Source organism: Burkholderia sp. SRS-25, from assembly GCF_004343765.1.
Classification (GTDB): Bacteria; Pseudomonadota; Gammaproteobacteria; order Burkholderiales; family Burkholderiaceae; genus Burkholderia; species Burkholderia contaminans.
In genome coordinates, this window is record NZ_PTXM01000027.1 from 55421 (window position 1) to 76801 (window position 21381).

The 21381-nt window shown below is 66.1% G+C and carries 17 protein-coding genes; 7 read left to right on the forward strand and 10 right to left on the reverse strand.

The window, feature by feature from the left end; all coding sequences use genetic code 11:
* Window positions 1-9: 9 nt before the first annotated feature.
* Entirely contained in the window at window positions 10-1704 is a 1695-nt protein-coding gene (locus C5O79_RS32435) for a M48 family metalloprotease (RefSeq protein ID WP_046544506.1), read from the reverse strand.
* 270 nt (window positions 1705-1974) lie between these two features.
* Here C5O79_RS32435 and moaC point away from each other — a divergent pair, with 270 nt between their 5' ends.
* The 4 genes from moaC to C5O79_RS32455 all read left to right on the forward strand — a co-directional run bounded on the left by moaC (window position 1975) and on the right by C5O79_RS32455 (window position 7572).
* Complete coding sequence (moaC, locus tag C5O79_RS32440; protein ID WP_122474297.1) at window positions 1975-2463, forward strand: cyclic pyranopterin monophosphate synthase MoaC; 489 nt, start codon at window positions 1975-1977, stop codon at window positions 2461-2463.
* Window positions 2464-2680: 217 nt separating this feature from the next.
* Entirely contained in the window at window positions 2681-5368 is a 2688-nt protein-coding gene (locus C5O79_RS32445; protein ID WP_046544504.1) for a type VI secretion system Vgr family protein, read from the forward strand.
* A complete protein-coding gene (locus C5O79_RS32450; RefSeq protein WP_046544503.1) occupies window positions 5361-6308 on the forward strand; it encodes a hypothetical protein in 948 nt (315 codons plus the stop codon). The genes C5O79_RS32445 and C5O79_RS32450 overlap by 8 nt, the downstream gene beginning before the upstream one ends.
* A gap of 79 nt (window positions 6309-6387) precedes the next feature.
* Window positions 6388-7572, forward strand: coding sequence for a glycosyl hydrolase (locus tag C5O79_RS32455; protein ID WP_046544502.1), 1185 nt, complete (start codon window positions 6388-6390; stop codon window positions 7570-7572).
* Window positions 7573-7703: 131 nt separating this feature from the next.
* Here the strand turns inward: C5O79_RS32455 and C5O79_RS32460 are convergent, their stop codons facing one another.
* The 9 genes from C5O79_RS32460 to recA all read right to left on the reverse strand — a co-directional run bounded on the left by C5O79_RS32460 (window position 7704) and on the right by recA (window position 16874).
* Window positions 7704-8054 carry a TonB family protein gene (locus C5O79_RS32460; RefSeq protein WP_047852174.1) on the reverse strand — a complete coding sequence of 117 codons (351 nt, stop codon included), beginning with the start codon at window positions 8052-8054 and terminating at the stop codon, window positions 7704-7706.
* Between the two features lie 454 nt (window positions 8055-8508).
* Entirely contained in the window at window positions 8509-10284 is a 1776-nt protein-coding gene (locus tag C5O79_RS32465; protein ID WP_122474298.1) for a Wzy polymerase domain-containing protein, read from the reverse strand.
* Window positions 10285-10436: 152 nt separating this feature from the next.
* Complete coding sequence (locus C5O79_RS32470; RefSeq protein WP_046544500.1) at window positions 10437-11033, reverse strand: pilin; 597 nt, start codon at window positions 11031-11033, stop codon at window positions 10437-10439.
* A gap of 97 nt (window positions 11034-11130) precedes the next feature.
* A complete protein-coding gene (locus tag C5O79_RS32475) occupies window positions 11131-11835 on the reverse strand; it encodes a TerC family protein (protein ID WP_122474299.1) in 705 nt (234 codons plus the stop codon).
* A gap of 156 nt (window positions 11836-11991) precedes the next feature.
* Complete coding sequence (gene sucD / locus C5O79_RS32480; protein ID WP_006477916.1) at window positions 11992-12873, reverse strand: succinate--CoA ligase subunit alpha; 882 nt, start codon at window positions 12871-12873, stop codon at window positions 11992-11994.
* A gap of 68 nt (window positions 12874-12941) precedes the next feature.
* Entirely contained in the window at window positions 12942-14108 is a 1167-nt protein-coding gene (sucC, locus tag C5O79_RS32485) for an ADP-forming succinate--CoA ligase subunit beta (protein ID WP_006755512.1), read from the reverse strand.
* 68 nt (window positions 14109-14176) lie between these two features.
* The gene (locus C5O79_RS32490; RefSeq protein ID WP_039360581.1) at window positions 14177-14785 is read right to left on the reverse strand and encodes a DUF2889 domain-containing protein; all 609 of its coding nucleotides are present in this window, start codon (window positions 14783-14785) and stop codon (window positions 14177-14179) included.
* 146 nt (window positions 14786-14931) lie between these two features.
* Entirely contained in the window at window positions 14932-15801 is an 870-nt protein-coding gene (recX, locus tag C5O79_RS32495; RefSeq protein ID WP_047852176.1) for a recombination regulator RecX, read from the reverse strand.
* A complete protein-coding gene (gene recA, locus C5O79_RS32500) occupies window positions 15801-16874 on the reverse strand; it encodes a recombinase RecA (RefSeq protein ID WP_046544497.1) in 1074 nt (357 codons plus the stop codon). Before recA ends, recX begins: the two co-directional genes overlap by 1 nt.
* 188 nt (window positions 16875-17062) lie before the next feature.
* Here recA and C5O79_RS32505 point away from each other — a divergent pair, with 188 nt between their 5' ends.
* The 3 genes from C5O79_RS32505 (at window position 17063) to C5O79_RS32515 (ending at window position 21260) form a co-directional block, all read left to right on the forward strand.
* Window positions 17063-17791 carry a response regulator transcription factor gene (locus C5O79_RS32505; protein WP_039360681.1) on the forward strand — a complete coding sequence of 243 codons (729 nt, stop codon included), beginning with the start codon at window positions 17063-17065 and terminating at the stop codon, window positions 17789-17791.
* 17 nt (window positions 17792-17808) lie between these two features.
* Entirely contained in the window at window positions 17809-19365 is a 1557-nt protein-coding gene (locus C5O79_RS32510; protein ID WP_046544496.1) for a sensor histidine kinase, read from the forward strand.
* 236 nt (window positions 19366-19601) lie between these two features.
* The gene (locus C5O79_RS32515; protein WP_046544495.1) at window positions 19602-21260 is read left to right on the forward strand and encodes an MFS transporter; all 1659 of its coding nucleotides are present in this window, start codon (window positions 19602-19604) and stop codon (window positions 21258-21260) included.
* Window positions 21261-21381 lie beyond the last annotated feature (121 nt).

The window sequence follows — 21381 nt, forward strand, 5'->3', positions numbered from 1 at the left end:
TAGCGGCCGCTACCCGCGGCCGTTCTTCTCGTCCTCGCGCTCTTCCTTGTAGCGCGCCTCGAATTCCAGCAGCCGCGCGCCGATCATCGACTGCTCGTAGAACGACACGTCCTTCGCGTCGCGCGCGTCCTTCAGTTGCCGAATCGCCGACGGCCATGCGCCGTCGAGCGCGAGCTTCTCGGCGAGCGCGCGGCGCCGCGCCAGCACGTCGCCCTTGCCGTCGCTCGCCTTCGCGAGATAGTCCCACCAGTCCGGCTGCTCGGGGTCGGCCGTCGCCTGCGCGCGTGCCTGCGCCTGCGCTTCCGCGAAACGGCGCGCCGCGATCAGCGCCTGAAGATGCGCGACGATCGCGGCGTGCGACGCCGGCCAGCGCCGCTGCGCGAGCGCCGCGAGCCGCACTGCGTCGTCGGCCCGCCCCGCGCGGCGCGCGATGTCGGCGGCCAGCACGTCGAGGCTCGGCGAGCTCGTCGCCGGATCGTCCTCGCGCCGCTCGCGCGCGTCGAACGCGGTGCGTGCCGACGCGAGCGCCTTGCCGGCCGCATCGTACTCGCCGAGCAGCGCATTCGCGAGCGCGATGCCGTACCAGTTCGCCGCGACGTTCGGCGCGGTGCGATCGTCGATCTCGAACTGCATCCGCCGCGCCTCGGCCGCGATGTCGGTCGGCGCGCGGTTCTGCAGGACGCGCAGCCGTGCGCGCACGAACCCGTATTCGGGCGACTGGCGCGGCTGCCGGTACGGCGCGCGGCGCGCGCGATCCTCCATGTCGGCGATCCGCTCGCCCGTCAGCGGGTGCGTGCGCGCGTAGGCCGGCACACCCGCATCGCCCATCGACGCGCGGTCGAGCCGCTCGAAGAAGCCCGGCATCCCGTACGGGTCATAGCCCGCGCCCGCGAGCAACTGGAAGCCGACGCGATCGGCCTCGCGCTCGGCCGAACGCGAGAAACGCAGCTGGTTGTCCACCGCGTACGCCTGCCCGCCCATCGCGATCGCGCTGCCGAGGTCGCCGCTTCTCGCGAGCACGCCGGCCAGCACGCCGAGCAGCATCGTCGCGAGCGCCGTATAGCCGGTCTTCTCGTTCGCACCGATCATCCGCGCGATGTGCCGCTGCAGCACGTGCCCCATCTCGTGGCCGACCACCGACGCGAGTTCCGACTCCGTCTGCGTCGTGACGACGAGCCCGCTGTTGATCCCGATGAACCCGCCCGGCATCGAGAACGCGTTGATCTGCGGATCGCGCACCGGGAACAGGTCGAAGTCCGGCGTGTAGCCGCCGATGAAGCGCGCGGCCGCCGCGGCCGCGAGCCGCGCCGCCATCGCGTTCAGGTAGTCGCGCACGAGCCAGTCGTCGAGATAGTCGGGATCGCGCCGCACTTCGCGCATCACGCGCTCGCCGAGCCGGCGCTCGGCCTGCGGCGTCAGCGACCCGCCGGAACCGTCGCCCAGGTCGGGCAGCTCCAGCGAGCGAAGCGGCGCACGCAGGCCCGCGGCCGGCGCCGACGCGCCGCCCGTATCCGAAAACCGGCTCTCCGCGCCGCCGTACGTGCCGAACACGCCGGCCGCGATGCCGGACGGCACGGTGGAAATCGACCGGGCGCCCCCGGCCGCCGATTCGAGCGGCGGCGCGGACGCGCTCTGCGCATGGCCGCTCGGCGGCAACGCGAGCGCCGCCGACAACGACACGGCAAGCAACTGTTTGACACGCATGGCAGGATGAAAACGACGCCGTCCCGCGCGCCCGGCGCGCATCGCGGCGTTTGGTCTGAATATTCGGGTCATTGTACCGGCGGCAGCGTGACTGTCCCGTTCGGCATGGACGCCATCTGCGCCCCGGGCGCCGCGAATGCCACTGCTATGATAGGCGCCCGTTGAACCGTTGGATCGGATCGGGGCGCGGAGATGCGATTCGATGCCCCGGCCAATCACGATGCGCGATCGCGGGACGTGCTCGCGCACGCCGTTCCACTAGAGGAAGACATGTCTGGACTCACCCATTTCGACGCCGCCGGCCATGCCCACATGGTCGACGTCGGCGGCAAGCAGGAAACCCAACGCATCGCGATCGCGCGCGGCACGATCCGGATGCTGCCGGCCACGTTCGCCCTGATCCGTGACGGCAAGGCCAAGAAAGGCGACGTGCTTGGTGTCGCGCGCATCGCGGCCATCCAGGGCGCCAAGCGCACGGCCGACCTGATCCCGCTGTGCCATCCGCTCGCGCTGACGCGCGTGGCCGTCGAGTTCGAACTCGACGACGCGCTGCCGGGCGTCCACTGCATCGTGCAGGTCGAGACGTTCGGGCGCACCGGCGTCGAGATGGAAGCGCTGACCGCCGTACAGGTCGGGCTGCTGACCGTCTACGACATGTGCAAGGCGGTCGATCGCGGGATGGTGATCACCGAGGTGAGCGTGAGGGAGAAGCACGGCGGGAAGTCGGGGGACTGGAAGGCGGAGGAACCGGCGGGCTGAGCCGCCCTGCGGCGGTCGATCCGGCCAGAAGAACCGCCAGCGGCCTGCCATTGCCCGGCAGGATGGCGTGCGCACCTTGCCCGTCAGGCCGACGATCTGACCGAATTTGAAATACCGCCGAAGGGTAAATTCGAGATATACGTTGGTTATCTCATACAATTGCGAGATTCCGCACGAGAGAGCGTGCGACCCAGCACAAGAAAAGCGAGCACGGGTAATGAATTCGCAAGCATTGAGAAGCGCACTGCTGGCCGGGCCGATCCAGGACGAACGACTCGTCAAACTGGAGACGCCGCTCGGCCCTGACGTCCTGCTGCCCCACCGCGTCAAGGGGCGATCCCGGCTCGGGCGTCATTTCGAGTTCACGGTCGACGCCGTGTCGGTGTCCGATGGCATCGAACTCAAGAAGCTGATCGCGCAGCCTGTGACGCTGCGCATCCAGCAGGTCGACAAATCGTACGTGCCGCACCACGGGTACGTGCACGCTGCCCGCCGGCTCGGGTCGGACAGTGGCCTCACGCACTACCAGATCATCTTCGCCTCGTTCCTGCACTTCCTGAAGTTCCGCCGCGACCAGCGCATCTGGCAGGACAAGTCCGCCGACGAGATCATCACCGACGTCCTGAACCAGCATCAGCAGGCCAGGGGCTGTTTCGACTTCAGGCTCTACCAGCCGCTGCCGTCCCGATCGTTCTGCATGCAATACGAGGACGACTGGAACTTCGTGCACCGCCTGATGGAATCGGAAGGCCTGTACGGCTTCTGGGAGCAGGCGCAGGACGGCAAGTCGCACAAGCTCGTCATCGTCGACCGGATCGACGCACTGCCCGCCCTGGCGCCACAGACCCTGCGCTTTCATCACGCCGGCGCACACGACGAGGCCGACACGCTCGTCCAGTTCTCCGGCACGCGCACACTGCGCAGCGTCGCGCGCACGACGCGCACGTTCGACTACAAGCAGCCGCCCACCGCATCGAATCCGAAGGCGACTCACCTGCCGACGATCGCGAACCAGGGCGACCTGCCACAGCAACTCGAAGTCTACGAATACACCGGGGCCTACACGTATCCCGAACAGTCTCGCGGCGACCATCTGTCGAAGATCTGGATGGAGGAACAGGAGTCGCTCGCGAAGCGCTTTCACGGTATCGGTGGCGTCCGGCGCATGGACGCGGGACGCACGTTCGAGCTGGCGGATCACCCCGAACACGACAAGGACGATGCTGGCCAGCGCCGCTTCGCCGTGATCGAAACGGCGTGGCTGATCGCCAACAACCTGCCCGTCTCCGAGCGACAGGCCAGGTTCCCGCACAGCCTGCAGGCCGAAATCGACGACCTCGTGCAGGCCGGCGGCGCCGACCTGCAGCATGTCCGGCATCCGGACGGCAGCGCGGGCATTTTCCAGGTCAGCATCGAAGCGCAGCGCACCACGGTGCCGTTCCGCAGCCCGTTCGAACACCCAAAGCCGCCGATGCATCTGCAGTCGGCGATCGTCGTCGCACCGCAAGGCGAGGAAGTCCACACCGACGAACTCAATCGAATCAAGGTCCGCTTCCACTGGGATCGCCTCAACGACGGCGACGAGAAGGCCTCGTGCTGGTTGCGCGCTGCCGCATCGGATTCGGGCAACGGCTATGGCGCCGTGCACCCCCATCGCAGCGGCGAGGAAGTGCTGGTCGATTTCCTCGGCGGCGACTGCGACCGTCCGATCGTCGTCGGGAAGCTGTACAACGGGGCAACGCGCCCGCAATGGCACAGCAACGGCATCCTGTCCGGGTACCGATCGAAGGAATACGCGGGCGCCGGTTACAACCAGTTGGTGCTCGACGACGCGACCGCGCAGAACCGCGTGCACCTGTACAGCAGCCAGGCCAACACGCACCTGCACCTCGGCTACCTGATCGACCACACGGGCAACAACCGCGGCAGCTACCTCGGCAGCGGGTTCGACCTGCGCTCCGACGCGTTCGGCGCGGTTCGGGCGAACCGCGGCCTATACGTCACCACGCATCCGAAACAACCGGCAAGCCAGCCGCTCGACGTCCAGGAGACGCAACAGCAGCTCGTCACGGCGGAAGGCCTGATGGAAGCGATGTCGGGGGTCAGCGTGCAGCATCAGGGCGATTCGCTCGACCCCGGCCACGCGGCGCTGAAGCAGTTCACCGATGCGACGCAGAACAGCATGAGCGGCAGCGCGTCGGGCGGGCGAACCGGCGGCGGCGGAGCCGGCAGCGCCAATGCATTCAAGGAACCCGTGATGCTCTTCGGCAGCCCGGCCGGCATCGCACTGTCGACACAGCAATCGGTGCAGTTCGCCGCGGACCAGCACGTCAACCTCGTCAGCGGACAGAGCACGCACGTCGCGGCCGGGAAATCGCTGATCGCGAGTGTCCTCGACCGGATCAGCCTGTTCGCGCAGAACGCGGGGATCAAGCTGTTCGCCGGCAAGGGCAAGGTCGAAGTGCAGGCGCAGGCAGACAACATCGAGCTGACCGCGCAGAAGGCGCTGAAGCTGATCGCCGTCACGCAATCGATCGAAGGTGCCGCGGCGAAGGAAATCCTGCTGACGTCCGGCGGCGCCTATATCCGCATCGCGAACGGCAACATCGAGGTGCACGCGCCCGGCAAGATCGACATCAAGGGCGCGCAGCATGCGTTCAGCGGCCCCACCCACCTGTCGCAAACCATGCCGACGCTGCCAAACTCGAGCGGCAACTACGACCAGGCGTTCATCGCGCACTGGGCCGGCACCGACATTCCGGTCGCGAACACGCGATACCAGATGTTCTCGAACGGCACGCTGATCTCGGAAGGCGTCACCAACGCGGCAGGCGAGACGGGGCTCACGCAGAGCCACGTGCCGCATGACGTCGTCGTCAAGTTTCTAGGGAAATCGAATGGCTGACGGACAACAGAAGAACAACGTGCTAGGTACCGGCGCGGGGATGCTGACGCCGACCGGGTACAAGGATCGGCCGAAGGTGCAGATCAGCATCTGCGACAAGCATGTCACGCCGGCGGCGGATTCCATCATTGGCACTTGTCCGTTCTACTACCTGCCGCTTCACGGTGAGTACTGGGAAACGGTCGAGAAGGTCAGCATGTCGAGCGCATGGGAGACTGTGAAGAAATTCGCCACGTCATGGGATCCGTGGAAAGACCAGAAAGTCGTCCATGAACTGCTGCATCGGCGAGAGGATTTGATCAAACCGAAAAGCACCGATTCCGACTGGTCCCGTCACGGCAATTTCATGATGCGTCATATCGGGTGCGGACACAAGCCGCCCGATTACTATGTGAGTTACGGCTACTACTATTGCTCGGATTACGGCGCCAATCTCTATCCCGCCCTCACGGCAAAAGGAAAGAAATGGCTGGATAGCGCGCGGTGGTGGCTTCAGAAATACATCGAGATCGGGCTGTACCAGAACATGCAGGGAAACCAGATCGCATTCGAAAGCGCGAAACCGGGAAACGGCAAGCTCTCGATGCAGGTGAAACGATACGAACTGGAACTGGACGGGAACGGGGAAACGTTCAAGACCTTCGCCTTCATCACGCATCCGCTGGCTTATCTGGACGGCGGGCTGGCCGGCCTGCCGGTCACCGATCTGGTAAAAATCGGCCGGCGGCCAAACATTCAGGAATGGGGCGATGGCCGAACGATCAAGCAGGCATGGGACGCGGGCATTCCCGTCGCCAAGCAAAAGGCGAGCGACTGGAGCTCGGAAGCCGTCAACAAGGCCCGCGAGTGGGGCTCGGACGCCGCCGACAAAGCACGCGAGTGGGGTGCAGACGCGACCGACGAAGTCAACCGCGCGCTGGATCGTTTGCTGAAAAAGTGACATGCGAAAACACAAGCGCTGGAAATGGATCGCCGGTGGCCTCGTTGCCCTGGCCATTGCAACATACGGGTACGTAAATATGACGACGGGCTGGGAGACGATTTCGACAAGCTTCATGCGCGACGACACGCCATACGGCGGCGGCAGCTTCCGCATCAAGGGCAATGACGTGATGAGCGTCAAGCTCGCCAATCCCGTAGTAACGTTCAAGTCCCAGCCCGAATCGAACGAGCCGCAGCGGCCCGAGCCGACCGAAGCATGGATGAACGACACCGGCGAGTTGCTGAACCGCATGACGATCAGTTTCTTCCGCGGCACCATCGACGGCGGGATGAAGCGCCAATTCCAACAGGTCGGCCAGAATGCCGCCTGGTGGTACTCGCCCGACTGGACTGTTCAGTTCATCAGCACGTCATGGATGAACTACAAGGCTCCCGAGGCGCAAGGCGGCGACGCGCCACAAACCACCAGGCTGTGGAAATCGACCGATGGCGGCCAGAACTGGTCGCAACTTCAATGGCCCGCCAGCCAGAACATCGGCCGCCTGCTCTTTCTCGATCCGCAGCGCGGCTACGCGGCCGGCTGGGGCCCCCGCATATGGCGGACTTCGGACGGTGGAAACACGTGGCAAGCGATCGATGTGCCGGCCGATGCGCACGTCGGCAGCGAAACGCGCCAGGATTTCAACGCAATCAGCCTCGGCCCGGACGGTGTTCTGCGGATCGCCTACCATGTCGCACAGACTGCCGAAGCACCGGCTCACAGCGTGGTCGACCGGCTTGACTGGGGGCAGCACGCATTCGTGACGGATACCGTGCTGCCAGGCCAGGTCATCACTGCGCTCGACACCACACCGACCACGCCGGAGTCGGGATCACGTTATTCGGTGTACACGCTGTCACATCTCGACAAGCCGCAAAACGGCGAGGATCACGACAACGGTCGCCGGACGGGCGCCATTTCCACGTGGACGAACGACCATCCCGAGTCCGTGCAGCAACTGCGCACCTTCGACGAGAAGCTCACGCTCGACAGCATGAGCATCGGTCGAAACGGCCTCCTGCTCGTCTATGCAACCGATCCGAACTCCGGAAGCGGCGGTACCGGCGGCGGCGCACCGATCGACCTGACGTTCAGCAGCACCGACGCCGGCAAGTCGTGGAATAAAACGACAGACAAAACCGCACAGGGCGGCTACTTCGACGCGCAGACCAACACGCTGTACTGGCTGCACGCCTATACGCTGAAGAAACGGACCTTCTGATCGCCCGCCGGCCGCCTCGGCGGCCGGCCCTCACCGCGGCTGCGCGATCGTCACGATCGCGAACCGCAGCGACCTGTCTCGCGCACGATGGCCTTGGCCGCACGCACACCGCCGGCCACGGTGCCCACGCCTCACTGGCCGCGCTGCGGCTCGAATACGAACGGTTGGGTCAGCAGGAACGGATTCGCGGTCGCGCCCGTCTGCATGCAGGTCGCATGCGTCATCGCGTCGACGGCCGCGCGATCGGCCGCCGCGTTGCGGCTGCTCGTCGTCACGGTGACGTTCTGCGCTTCGCCGGACGTCGTCATCAGCGCGCGCACGAGCACGGTCGCCGGGCGCGTGAGCGGCTTCGCGGTATCCGGATAGACGGCGCGCGGAATGTGGCACGTCAGCTTGCTTTCCTGCGACGACGACAGCATCGCGCAGCCGGAAAGCAGCATCGCGACGGCGGGCAGGATCAGGTAGGTCGAGCGAGTAGCCATGGTCGAATATCGTTCTTCAGCACTGTTTCGGACGCACGCGCCGCGCACCGGAACACGTCGCCCGGCCGCCTCGCCTGCGTCACACTGCGCCGCGGCCATCGGACCGGCGCCCCGTTACGGCCGCACGGCCGATCGATGCTCGGCCGCGATCCTGCGTGGCGGACTTCCCGGGCGGCCCGGGTGTTGCCTGTGTTCGCGCTGCCCTCGCCTCGCACGGGTCGGCACGCGAGCGCGTTCGGGCATTGTGCACGCGCGGCCCGGCGAGCGGCAGCGATTTGACAATGGTTGACGTGAATCGCCGGGCCTTCAGCCGGAATCCACGCAATCCGCGAGGTAATCGATGCGCGGCCGGATTCGCCGGGTTCGCGCCGGGCGCCAACACCCGACGCGCACCGCTGATCCCTCACGGCGCGGCACATGCCGGAATTCCCCGTTCCGGCAGGCGCTACGTGCGTCAATCCGAATCGTCGTCCTCGTCGTCAGCCGCATCTGCCGGCACTTCGCCGTATTTCGCGACGACCGCCGCCTTGAACGGCTTCAGCGCCGGCTGCTGGTCGCACAGCTTGTACAGCGCGGCCAGTTGCTGCGGCCAGTCCTTCAACTCCTTCGCAAACACGTGCAGGCGCGCGACGGTGTCGAGCGCGTCGGCTTCGCGGCCGGCCAACGCCTGCAGGGCCGCATAGCGGCGCAGCACCGTCTCGCCGGGCAGCAGCGCGATCGCGCGCTCATGCGCGGCGAGCTTGGCCGGCAGGTCGTCCGCCGAAATCGGGAGCAGCGTGGCCGCACCGTATTCACCCCACGCGCCGAACAGCAGCGACGGCGCATCGCGGTACTGCGCAGCCGGATCGCTGCCGTAGTACAGCACTTCCGCGCGCTGGTAGTCGCGCAACACCGGCACCGCCGCCAGCACGCCGCCGACCGACAGCACCGCGAACAGCCCGAATGCCGCACGCCCCGGCAGGACGCGCAGCGACTTCACCTCGAGCAGCCCGATCACGAACATGGCCGGCAACAGGAAGAACATGTACTGCTGCGGATACTCGACCAGCGCATGCATCAGCAGGATGCCGATCAGCGCGAAGCCGAACACGCGCATGCTCGACTGCGGCGCGCGCACCGCGCGCACGAACCACGTCACGAGCGCGACGACGAGCACGCCCAGGCCGACGAGGCCGGACTTCGCGAGCAGGTCGATGAAGATGTCGTGCGAGTTGTTCGCGATCTCGACACCGCCAAGCGAGCGCACGAGCGCGAACTGGTGCGACGGGAATTCACCCCAGCCGACACCGAGCAGCGGATGTTCGCGGAACATCGCGAGCCCGTACTTCCACAGCGCGAGGCGCGGTGCGATCTGCCCCGCGTCACGCATCCGGTCGGCCGCGGATTCCGCGAGACCCAGGTGGTAATGGACGTTCGCCCAGCGCACCGCGACGTTCACCGCGATGAACGCCATGGCGAGCACGACCGGGATCGCCCACGCGCGCGCATTGCCCGGCGCGCGGCGCGATTCGAGCCACGCCATCCAGAAGCCCGCGACGACCATCACCGCGACCTGCAGCCACGGCCCGCGCGACACCGTCAGTGCCAGACCGACGGACAGCACGATCGACAGCGCGAGCCACGCCCATACCGCGAGCCGGCGCGTCTGCACGAGATACAGCGCGCCTGCGAGCGCGAACGCGATGTAGCTGGCCAGATGGTTCGCCTGCGCCATGTTGCCGTACGGACGGCGATCGACCGCGACGTTGTACACCACGACGAACGGCGACAGCGCCGACTCGAGGTGGAACAACTGCACGATCTGCGTCCCGACCGCGAACACGCCGCCGATGAGCAGCGCGCCGGCCATCATCCGCGACACGGCCTCGGCCAGCCCGTCGCGCGCGAGCACGTAGCCGGCCTGCATCGCGACCAGCGCGGCGGCGAGATAGCCGACCGCCAGCCAGTTCATCGACGGCACCTTGAGCGGGATCAGCGCGACCTGCGCGATGAGCACCACGGCGAACCCAAGCGGCGCGGCGAACGCGGCCGGCGCCGCAAACGGCTCGGCCGCGCGGCCCGTACGCGCGAGCAGCACGACGGACACCCCCACCAGCAGGTACAGCACCAGCGCGGAAAACTCGGAATAGAAGGTCGGGATCGGATACGTATGATTCGTGATCGCGTACGGCACGATCAGGGCGACAGCCAGCGCAACGAGCGGCAACGAACGGGAAAAAGTAGAAGGCATGAGCGAACCGGATGTCAGCAACCGGCGCACTATACAAAACTTTCCTCCCTCTGTGCGGGGCCTTTGCGCGGCGCCCGTCGCGGCGCGAAGGCCCCGGCCGGCTGACGAGGCGGCCAGCATGCCGTCCGCGCCGCCCTGCTCCGCCACCGGCGCTACGCGCGGCACTCCGCCGGCGCATACTTCGCGGGCAGCGTCGCCGCGTCGCCGGGCAGCGGCCCTGCCCCCGGCGCGGGCAGTGATGACGCCCCCTTGCCGGCGGCGAAGCACTCCCACGCGATCGTGCCGGCCTGCATCGCGCCCTTTTTGAGCGGCACGCGTGCGGTGGGCGCATCGGCCTTGTCGGGCGCGGACGGCACGAGCACCAGCGTATTGGTGCCGGCCGCGGCGACTCGCGTAGTGAACGCGACCGTGATCTGGCCGGTCTCGCCATCGATCACAACCGATTCGACGTTGCGGGTCGCGGCCGGCGGGCTGTAGCCGCCGTCGAGGCTCGCGCCACTTGCGGCGTTGTCGGCGACGGCGAGCCGCGCGGACGACGCTAGCGCGAGCCCCTCGCCGACGCGCGAGCGCGCAAGGTAATCCTGGTACGCGGGAATCGCATAGGCCGCGATCACACCGACGATCGCCAGCACGATCATCAGTTCGATCAGCGTGAAGCCGGCCGGCCGCCAGCGCGGCGACGGCCGGTTCGCGCGCCGCAGATCGGCGGCCACGCGACGGAACAGGGAAACGGAAAAGGCTTCGAACATGGCAGGCTCCGGAAACGAAAAACGCCTGCCGGTAAAGGCAGGCGTCTCGATCGTAGCCAGCGGGCCGTGAATCCGGCAGTCGGCCGGACGGCCAATGTCAGTGCACGTTCGGTACGTCGCGGCGCTTCCTGAGCGTGTAACCGATCGCCACGACGAACAACGCGCCCGCGATGCTCGCGCCGTAGAGGACCTCCGGCGTATCGAGCACCGGCCAGCGGTCGCCGACCGGATCATTCACGATCAGCCCGCCCGCGATCCAGCCGAGCAGCCCGGCGCCGAATGCCACGAAGATCGGGAAACGGTCGAGCAGCTTCAGCACCAGCGTGCTGCCCCACACGATGATCGGCACGCTGACGACGAGCCCGAAGATCACGAGCGCGATCCGGTGCGACGGGTCGGCCTGTTCGGCCGCACCCGCGATCGCGATCACGTTGTCGAGGCTCATCACCGCATCGGCGATCACGATCGTCTTCACGGCATCCCACAGCCGGCTGGCCGGCTTGATGTCATCGTGCGCGTCGCCGGCGGGCGCCATCAGCTTGATGCCGATCCACAGCAGCAGCAACCCGCCACCGAGCTTCAGGAACGGCACGTCGAGCAGCGCGACCGCGAACGTGATCAGCGCGACACGCAGCAGGATCGCCCCCGCGGTGCCCCAGACGACACCGCGCAACCGCTGGTTCGCGGGCAGGTTGCGGCATGCGAGCGCGATCACGACAGCGTTGTCGCCGCCGAGCAGGATATCGATGATGACGATCTGGAGAACGGCGCCCCAGTGGAGCGACGTCAGGAATTCGAGCATGGCGTGACGGGCAGGACGGCGGCCGCCCGCGGGCGGCCCGGTTCATTGCCGGCACATGCGCGATGCATGCCCGGTGCTTACGAATTCATTGCGCGAGCATAACAAAAAACGCCGGCAAAGCCGGCGTTTTCTGCAGGACGAACCCAGGTGGAAATATTACAGCGCCTTCTTCAGCAGACGGCCCATTTCCGACGGGTTGCGCGTGACGGTGATGCCGCACGCTTCCATGATTTCCAGCTTCGCTTCGGCCGTATCCGCACCGCCCGAGATCAGCGCGCCGGCGTGGCCCATGCGCTTGCCCGGAGGCGCCGTGACGCCAGCGATGAAGCCGACCACCGGCTTCTTCATGTTGTCCTTGATCCACTCTGCCGCATTGGCTTCGTCCGGACCACCGATTTCGCCGATCATCACGACCGCATCCGTGTCCGGATCGTCGTTGAACATCTTCATCACGTCGATGTGCTTCAGACCGTTGATCGGGTCGCCGCCGATACCGACTGCCGACGACTGGCCGAGGCCGAGTGCCGTCAGCTGGGCAACCGCTTCATACGTCAGCGTGCCCGAACGCGACACGACGCCGATGCGGCCCTTGCGATGGATGTGACCCGGCATGATGCCGATCTTCAGTTCGTCCGGCGTGATCGTGCCCGGGCAGTTCGGCCCGAGCAGCAGCGTCTTGCGGCCTTCGCGACGCATGCGGTCCTTCACTTCGATCATGTCGCGCACGGGGATGCCTTCCGTGATGCAGATCGCGAGATCCAGATCGGCTTCGACCGCTTCCCAGATCGCAGCGGCAGCGCCTGCCGGCGGAACGTAGATGACCGACACGGTCGCGCCGGTTTCTGCCTTCGCTTCCTTGACGCTTGCGTAGATCGGAATGCCTTCGAAATCTTCGCCGGCTTTCTTCGGGTTCACGCCCGCGACGAATGCTTCGCGGCCGTTTGCGTATTCACGGCAGGCGCGCGTATGGAACTGACCGGTTTTGCCGGTAATGCCCTGCGTGATGACCTTCGTGTCCTTGTTGATCAGAATCGACATGTATTTTGACCTCTGTTCGATTGGCGTCGCGTGCAAACCGCGCCGCCATACCTATTCATTGAGCGCGCTTACTTGCCTGCGGCAGCCGCGACGACCTTCTGCGCAGCCTCTTCCATGCTGTCCGCCGAGATGATCGGCAGCCCCGAATCGGCCAGCATCTTCTTGCCGAGGTCCTCGTTCGTGCCCTTCATGCGCACGACGAGCGGCACGTTCAGGTTCACGGCCTTCGAACCGGCGATCACGCCTTCCGCGATCACGTCGCAGCGCATGATGCCGCCGAAGATGTTCACGAGGATCGCCTTCAGATCCGGGTTCTTCAGCATCAGCTTGAACGCTTCCGTGACCTTCTCGGTCGTCGCGCCACCGCCGACGTCCAGGAAGTTCGCCGGCTCGCCGCCGAACAGCTTGATGGTGTCCATCGTCGCCATCGCCAGGCCTGCGCCGTTCACGAGACAGCCGATGTTGCCGTCGAGCGAGATGTACGCGAGGTCGAACTTCGACGCTTCGATTTCAGCCGGATCTTCTTCGTCCAGATCGCGGTACGCGACGATTTCCGGGTGACGGAACAGCGCGTTCGAGTCGAAGTTGAACTTCGCGTCGAGTGCGATGACCTTGCCGTCGCCGGAAACGTTCAGCGGGTTGATTTCAGCCAGCGATGCGTCGGTTTCCCAGAATGCCTTGTACAGGCCTTGCAGGATCGCGCGTGCTTGCGGAATCGATGCAGCCGGCACGCCGATCTTCGCGGCGAGGTCGTCGGCTTGCGCGTCGAGCAGGCCCGTCGACGGCTCGACGATGACCTTGTGGATCAGTTCCGGGTGCTTTTCGGCGACTTCTTCGATGTCCATGCCGCCTTCGCTCGAACCCATCAGCACGATCTTCTGCGAGATGCGATCAACGACGAGGCTGACATACAGTTCCTGCTTGATGTCGGCGCCTTCTTCGATCATCAGACGGTTGACCTTCTGGCCTTCCGGACCGGTCTGGTGCGTGACGAGCTGCATGCCGAGGATCTGGTTCGCGTATTCGCGAACCTGCTCGATCGACTTCGCCACCTTCACGCCGCCGCCCTTGCCACGGCCACCCGCGTGAATCTGAGCCTTCACGACCCATACCGGGCCGCCGAGCTCTTCTGCCACCTTGACGGCCTCGTCAACCGAGAACGCCGGCTTGCCGCGCGGTACCGCGACTCCGAATTTCCGCAGGATTTCCTTACCCTGGTACTCGTGAATCTTCATGCGTGATTCCCTTCAGTCTGAGAGTTGGATGAAAAGTCGCTTTAGACGCTTCTTCGAATGATTTCCGTTCATTCCTTCGTGCTGCCTTCACCGGGCACGTCCGGCCGGCTCGCGCCATACCAGCGCGGGTAGTACTGCCGCACGACCTCGCCGTCGAACCGCAACGCCCGGCAGCGGCCGAGCTGGAAAGGCGCTTCGTCGTGCACGCCGTCATGGTCCGGCCCTTCGCCCCCCTCCTCGCGCACGTTCCACACGTCACCGGCGAACGCCTGGATCGCAGCCGTCGGCAGCACGGCGCACAGTTCGGTGAGATGGGAGCAGCCTGCGACGCCGGCGAGCAGCCGGTTCGCGTTGCGGCGGAAATTGCGGAAGAGATTGAGCCCGATGAGGGCCCGATAGGCGGGAGTGGCGGATTGACAGTGACCGGGATAGGGAACCCATTCCGAAGACGCTTCGGCGTCGACGACATTGAGGTCACGATCGATAGTCACGCGCAGCCAGAGTTCGTGGATCGGCAAGCCCTGGGGCCGGATGCCTGACGCAAGCGCGACATCGCGCGGCTTGTGGTCGGTCAGGCAGGCTTCGATGTCCCACAAGCCGTCGCCGCGCTCGTAAGCTTCCGCTCGGATTGCGCGTTGATGTCGCAACTGACGGGGCACGGGCTCGGATAGCGGCATGCTGGAGGTTGAGGCCGAAGAGGAAAACCCACGGATTTTAGCATATCGGGTATTTGAGACAGCTTGACGCGACGGCGGGTATTCCCGCCTGTCCGGAAGCGGTTGCATTGCAGCAAAATCGCGCGCCACGCGCGCGATCGGCGCGGTCAGTCGTCGATCAGGAAATCGTCGCCGACCTTCAGCAATTTCACGATGGTCGCGCTCGAGAAGCCGCGCGCGGCGAGAAAGCGCGCCTGCTTCGCACGCTCGGCCGGCGTTTGCGGCAGTGCACCGAATTTCTTGCGCCAGACCGCCTGTGCACGCGCCCATTCGGTCTCGCGGAGCTGGGCATTCACCTCTTCGACGAGCGTGTCGCCCACCGCATGACGCTTCAGCTCGCTGACGATGCGTGCGACGCCGACACGCGACGCGCGACGATGCACGAGACTCTCGGCAAAGCGCGCATCGGACAGCCAGCCCTCCTGTTCCAGCGCGTCGAGCACGGGGTCGACGGATTCGTCCTCGCCGACGTAGGGCGCGAGCTTGCGCGCGAGTTCCGTGCGACTGTATTCACGCCTGGATAGATAGCCGAGCGCGCGGCCCTTCAGCGATCGCTGAGGTTTCGATGACTTGCGCTCGGTAGCGCCCGGAGCGTCACCTGAAGAAGTACTGGAAGAGGCACCCGACGCGCGACGTGTGCGGCGCGGATGCTGGCTGCTGCGCGTATAGACATCTTCCCTGGCCGGCGCCGCCGCATCGGCTGCGCGATCGCCCGGGAAGCTGACACCGGAAACACGACGGCGGGAGCGGTCGTGCGCGTCGAACGATTCATCGTCGTCGAACGGATCGACCGGTGCAGCAATCTCAAACGAAACGAGGGCATCGTCGGATGCCCTCGTCGCGGTGCGGTTCGCGGCATTGCTGCCCGCGCCCCGCCGATCGGCGCCCGAGGATCCGGCTCGCCGGCCGGAGCGACCCGCCGTTTCGGGCGCGTTGCTCTCATCCGGCTCGCCAGCCTGACCTCGGCGCCCGACCATCACTCTTCTTCGTCCATCGCCTCGGCTTCGTCCTGGCCTGCACCATCGGGCATCGTGACGACGCCAAGCGATTCGCGAATGCGGTTCTCGATCTCGCGTGCGATTTCCGGATTTTCGCGCAGGAATTCACGCGCGTTGTCCTTGCCCTGGCCGATCTTCTCGCCGTTGTAGCTGTACCAGGCGCCCGCCTTGTCGACGATCTTCGCCTGCACGCCGAGATCGATGATCTCGCCCTGGCGCGAAATGCCTTCGCCATACAGGATGTCGAAGATCGCTTCGCGGAACGGCGGCGATACCTTGTTCTTGACGACCTTCACGCGGGTTTCGTTGCCGATCACCTCGTCGTTCTTCTTGATCGAGCCGATCCGGCGGATGTCGAGACGCACCGACGAGTAGAACTTCAGCGCGTTACCGCCCGTCGTGGTTTCCGGGTTGCCGAACATCACGCCGATCTTCATCCGGATCTGGTTGATGAAGATCACGAGGCAGTTCGTGCGCTTGATCGTGCCGGTCAGCTTGCGCAGCGCCTGCGACATCAGGCGGGCCTGCAGACCCGGCAGCGAATCGCCCATCTCGCCTTCGATTTCGGCCTTCGGCACGAGCGCCGCGACCGAGTCGATGACGATCATGTCGATCGAGCCCGAGCGCACCAGCGCGTCGGTGATTTCAAGTGCCTGCTCGCCGGTGTCCGGCTGCGAGATCAGCAGCTCCGGCACGTTCACGCCGAGCTTCGCTGCATATTGAACGTCGAGCGCGTGCTCGGCGTCGATGAACGCCGCGGTGCCGCCCAGCTTCTGCAGTTCGGCAATGACCTGCAGCGTGAGCGTGGTTTTACCGGACGATTCCGGACCGTAGATTTCGACCACCCGGCCGCGCGGCAGGCCGCCGACGCCGAGCGCGATATCGAGACCGAGCGAGCCCGTGGACACGACCTGGATGTTCTCGGTCGCCTCGCCGTCGCCCATGCGCATGATCGAGCCCTTGCCGAACTGCTTTTCGATCTGGGCAAGCGCGGCGGCCAGCGCCTTGCTCTTCTCGGCGGTCATCCCGGAGCCCTTCTTGCTATCTTCCATGAATCGTCCTTTGCTATGATGAGCAGCGTCTGTTAGAGGCGCGCCCACTTTCAAGCGCTGCCCACGAATTCAGATACTGTATAAAAAAACAGTGTTTTGTGCAAGCCCGCAATGCAGAGCGTTGTACACGAATAACTTTGGAGACAGCCGGCCGGCGCGAACGCCCCGCCGGCCCATCGGTCAGCACCATGCGAATTCTCATCGCGGAAGATGACAGCATACTCGCGGACGGCCTCACCCGGTCACTCCGCCAATCGGGCTATGCGGTCGACCACGTGAAGACCGGTATCGACGCCGATACCGCGCTGTCGATGCAGACATTCGACCTGCTGATCCTCGATCTCGGGCTCCCGAAAATGCCCGGACTCGACGTGCTCAAGCGCCTGCGCGCCCGCAACTCCAACCTCCCCGTGCTGATCCTGACGGCCGCCGACAGCGTCGACGAGCGCGTGAAGGGGCTCGACCTCGGTGCCGACGACTACATGGCCAAGCCGTTCGCGCTCAACGAGCTCGAGGCGCGGGTGCGCGCGCTGACCCGGCGCGGCGCGGGCGGCGGCCCGACCGTCGTGCGCCACGGCTCGCTCGCGTTCGACCAGGTCGGCCGCATCGCGTATGCGAACGATCAGGTCCTCGACCTCTCCGCGCGCGAGCTCGGCCTGCTCGAGGTGCTGCTGCAGCGGATCGGCCGGCTCGTGTCGAAGGAACAGCTCGTCGACCATCTCTGTGAATGGGGCGAAGAGGTCAGCAACAACGCGATCGAAGTCTACGTACACCGGCTGCGCAAGAAGATCGAACCCAGCGGTGTACGGATCTCGACCGTGCGCGGCCTCGGCTATTGCCTCGAGAAGGTCGCGCCCGCCGCACCGGCCGATACGGCAGCGCCCCAGCCCGCGGTGGCCGGCACGCCGCTGCGCTGAACCCGCGCGTCGCCGCGATGGCCACGCCGGCCCCTACCCGCCACCCGACCGGCGCGCCGTCGTCGGCCGCCGATGAGGCGCGCGACGCGCGCTACGAGAACCCGTTCGCGCCGCCCGACGAAACCGATGCGCCCGAGGCGCCGCGCCCGCGCTCGCTGTTCGGCGAGATCCTCGACTGGATGCTCGCGCCGCTGCTGCTGCTGTGGCCGATGAGCATCGCCGTCACCTATCTGGTCGCGAAGACGATCGCGAACGGCCCGTTCGACCGCGCGCTCGAGACCAACGCCTATGTGCTCGCGCGGCAGATCCATCCGGTGAACGGTGTCGCCGAGCTGACGCTGCCGGAGCAGACCCGCGACTTCCTGCGCGCGGACAACGTCGACAGCGTGTACTTCCAGGTGCTCGGCACGCGCGGCGAGCTGGTCGCGGGCGAAGCCGACATGCCGCTGCCGCGCGACGAGGACCGCCCGCCGCCGGGCGTCGTGATGTTTCGCGACGACCTGCTGCGCGGCAACGACGTGCGCGTCGCGTATACGACGGTCGCGCTGCCGCAACCGGGCAGCCCGCAGCCCGTGCTCGTGCAGGTCGGCGAAACGCTGGACAAGCGCAACGCGCTCGCGAACGACATCATCAAGGGCGTGATCCTGCCGCAGTTCGTGATCCTGCCGCTCGCGATCCTGCTGGTCTGGTTCGGGCTGTCGCGCGGGCTCGCGCCGCTCAACGCGCTGCAGGCGCACATCCGCGCGCGGCGGCCCGACGACCTGTCGCCGGTCGAGGCACAGCGCGCGCCGCCCGAGATCGAGCCGCTCGTCACGTCGTTCAACGACCTGCTCGCCCGTCTCGAGCAGAACATGGCGCTGCAGAAGCGCTTCATCGCCGACGCCGCCCATCAGATGAAGACGCCGCTCGCGGGCCTGCGCACACAGGCCGAGTTCGCGCTGCGCCACCCCGTCCCGCCCGACGTGCAGCGCTCGCTCGAGCAGATCGCGACGAGCTCCGAGCAGGCCGCGCGGCTCGTCACGCAGTTGCTTGCGCTGGCGCGTGCCGAGAACCGCGCGAGCGGGCTGACGTTCGAGCCGGTCGAGATCGCCACGCTCGCGCGGCGCGCGGTGCGCGACTGGGTGCAGGCCGCGCTCGCGAAACGGATGGATCTCGGCTATGAAGGCCCGCCGGACTCGCCGGACGACACGCCGCTCAACGTCGACGGCAATCCGGTGATGCTGCGCGAGATGCTCGGCAACCTGATCGACAACGCGATCCGCTACACGCCGGACGGCGGCCGCATCACGGTGCGCGTGCGCGCGGAGCCCGCGGCGCGGCGCGTGCATCTCGAAGTCGAGGACACGGGGCCGGGCATCCCGGCCGCCGAACGCGAGCGCGTCGTGGAACGCTTCTACCGGATCCTCGGCCGCGAAGGCGACGGCAGCGGCCTCGGGCTCGCGATCGTGCGCGAGATCGCGACGCAGCACGGCGGGACGCTGACGCTCGACGATCACGTCTACCAGCAGGCACCGCGCCTCGCCGGCACACTCGTGCGCGTCAGCCTGCCGCTGACCGAAACCGCCCCGGATTAACCCTGACGTGCGCCGCCGCAGCACGCCACGATTGATTCGAAATCATCAATTTAGCGGAAAATAGAAGCATTTCGAGGCAAGATAGGCGCACAAAACCGTCGATTCGGCGCGGGTTAACCTGCAGTCGTTTTGCACGCGCGAGTCAGTCGGCCGTAAGTTTCCGTACCAATAATCCTCGACAGGCCCGTCCACCCAAGGCGGCCGCACATCTATATCAAGGGACTTGGAGACGACTCATGGCAACGTTAGGCGGGCAAATTTCGCACGCGCCGATGACGGGCGAAGAGAAGAAGGTCATCTTCGCGTCGTCGCTCGGCACCGTGTTCGAGTGGTACGACTTTTACCTGGCCGGCTCGCTCGCGGCCTACATCAGCAAGAGCTTCTTCTCCGGCGTCAATCCGACCGCTGCCTTCATCTTCACGCTGCTCGGCTTCGCCGCCGGCTTCGCGGTACGGCCGTTCGGCGCAATCGTGTTCGGTCGCCTGGGCGACCTCGTCGGCCGCAAGCACACGTTCCTCGTGACGATCGTGATCATGGGCGTCTCGACGTTCGTGGTCGGCTTCCTGCCCGGCTACGCGTCGATCGGCATCGCCGCACCCGTGATCTTCATCGCGATGCGGCTGTTGCAGGGTCTCGCGCTCGGCGGCGAGTACGGCGGCGCGGCAACCTACGTCGCCGAGCATGCGCCGGCCAACCGTCGCGGCTTCTACACCGCGTGGATCCAGACGACCGCCACGCTCGGCCTGTTCCTGTCGCTGCTCGTGATCCTCGGCGTGCGCACGTTCATCGGCGAGGAAGCGTTCGGCAGCTGGGGCTGGCGCGTGCCGTTCGTCGCGTCGATCCTGCTGCTCGCGGTGTCGGTGTGGATCCGGATGCAGCTGAACGAATCGCCCGTGTTCCTGCGCATCAAGGCGGAAGGCAAGACGTCGAAGGCGCCGCTGACCGAAGCGTTCGGCCAGTGGAAGAACCTGAAGATCGTGATCCTCGCGCTCGTCGGCCTGACCGCCGGCCAGGCTGTCGTGTGGTACACGGGTCAGTTCTACGCGCTGTTCTTCCTCACGCAGACGCTGAAGGTGGATGGTGCGAGTGCGAACATCCTGATCGCGATCGCCCTCCTGATCGGCACGCCGTTCTTCCTGTTCTTCGGTTCGCTGTCGGACAAGATCGGGCGCAAGCCGATCATCCTCGCGGGCTGCCTGATCGCGGCACTGACCTACTTCCCGCTGTTCAAGGCGCTCACGCACTACGCGAACCCGCAGCTCGAGATCGCGACGCAGAAGGCGCCGATCACGGTCATCGCCGATCCGGCCGCCTGCTCGTTCCAGTTCAACCCGGTGGGCACGTCGAAGTTCACGAACTCGTGCGACGTCGCAAAGAGCGCGCTCGCGAAGGCCGGCCTGAACTACGAGAACGTCGCGGCACCGGCTGGCACGACGGCCCAGATCAAGGTCGGCGACACGGTGATCCCCGCCTATGAAGGCAAGGCGGCCGACGCCAAGGCGCAGGGCGCGGCGTTCGACAAGACGCTCGCGTCGACGCTGAAGGCAGCCGGCTACCCGGCGAAGGCGGACCCGGCGCAGCTCAACTGGCCGATGACGATCGTGATCCTGACGATCCTCGTGATCTACGTGACGATGGTTTACGGTCCGATCGCGGCGATGCTGGTCGAGATGTTCCCGACGCGGATCCGCTACACGTCGATGTCGCTGCCCTATCACATCGGCAACGGGTGGTTCGGCGGCTTCCTGCCCGCAACCGCGTTCGCGATCGTCGCGGCGAAGGGCGACATCTACTCGGGCCTCTGGTATCCGATCGTGATCGCGCTGGCCACGTTCGTGATCGGCCTGCTGTTCGTCAAGGAGACGAAGGACTCGAACATCTACGCGCAGGATTGAGATTGGGTGCGCAGCGGGGGACGGTCGGCGGATGGTATCGTTCCGGAGACCGGCTCCCGCCCGCAATGAAGGCCGGCACGGGCCGCCGGCAACTTTTTTCGGGAAAGATGGAAAAAGGTAT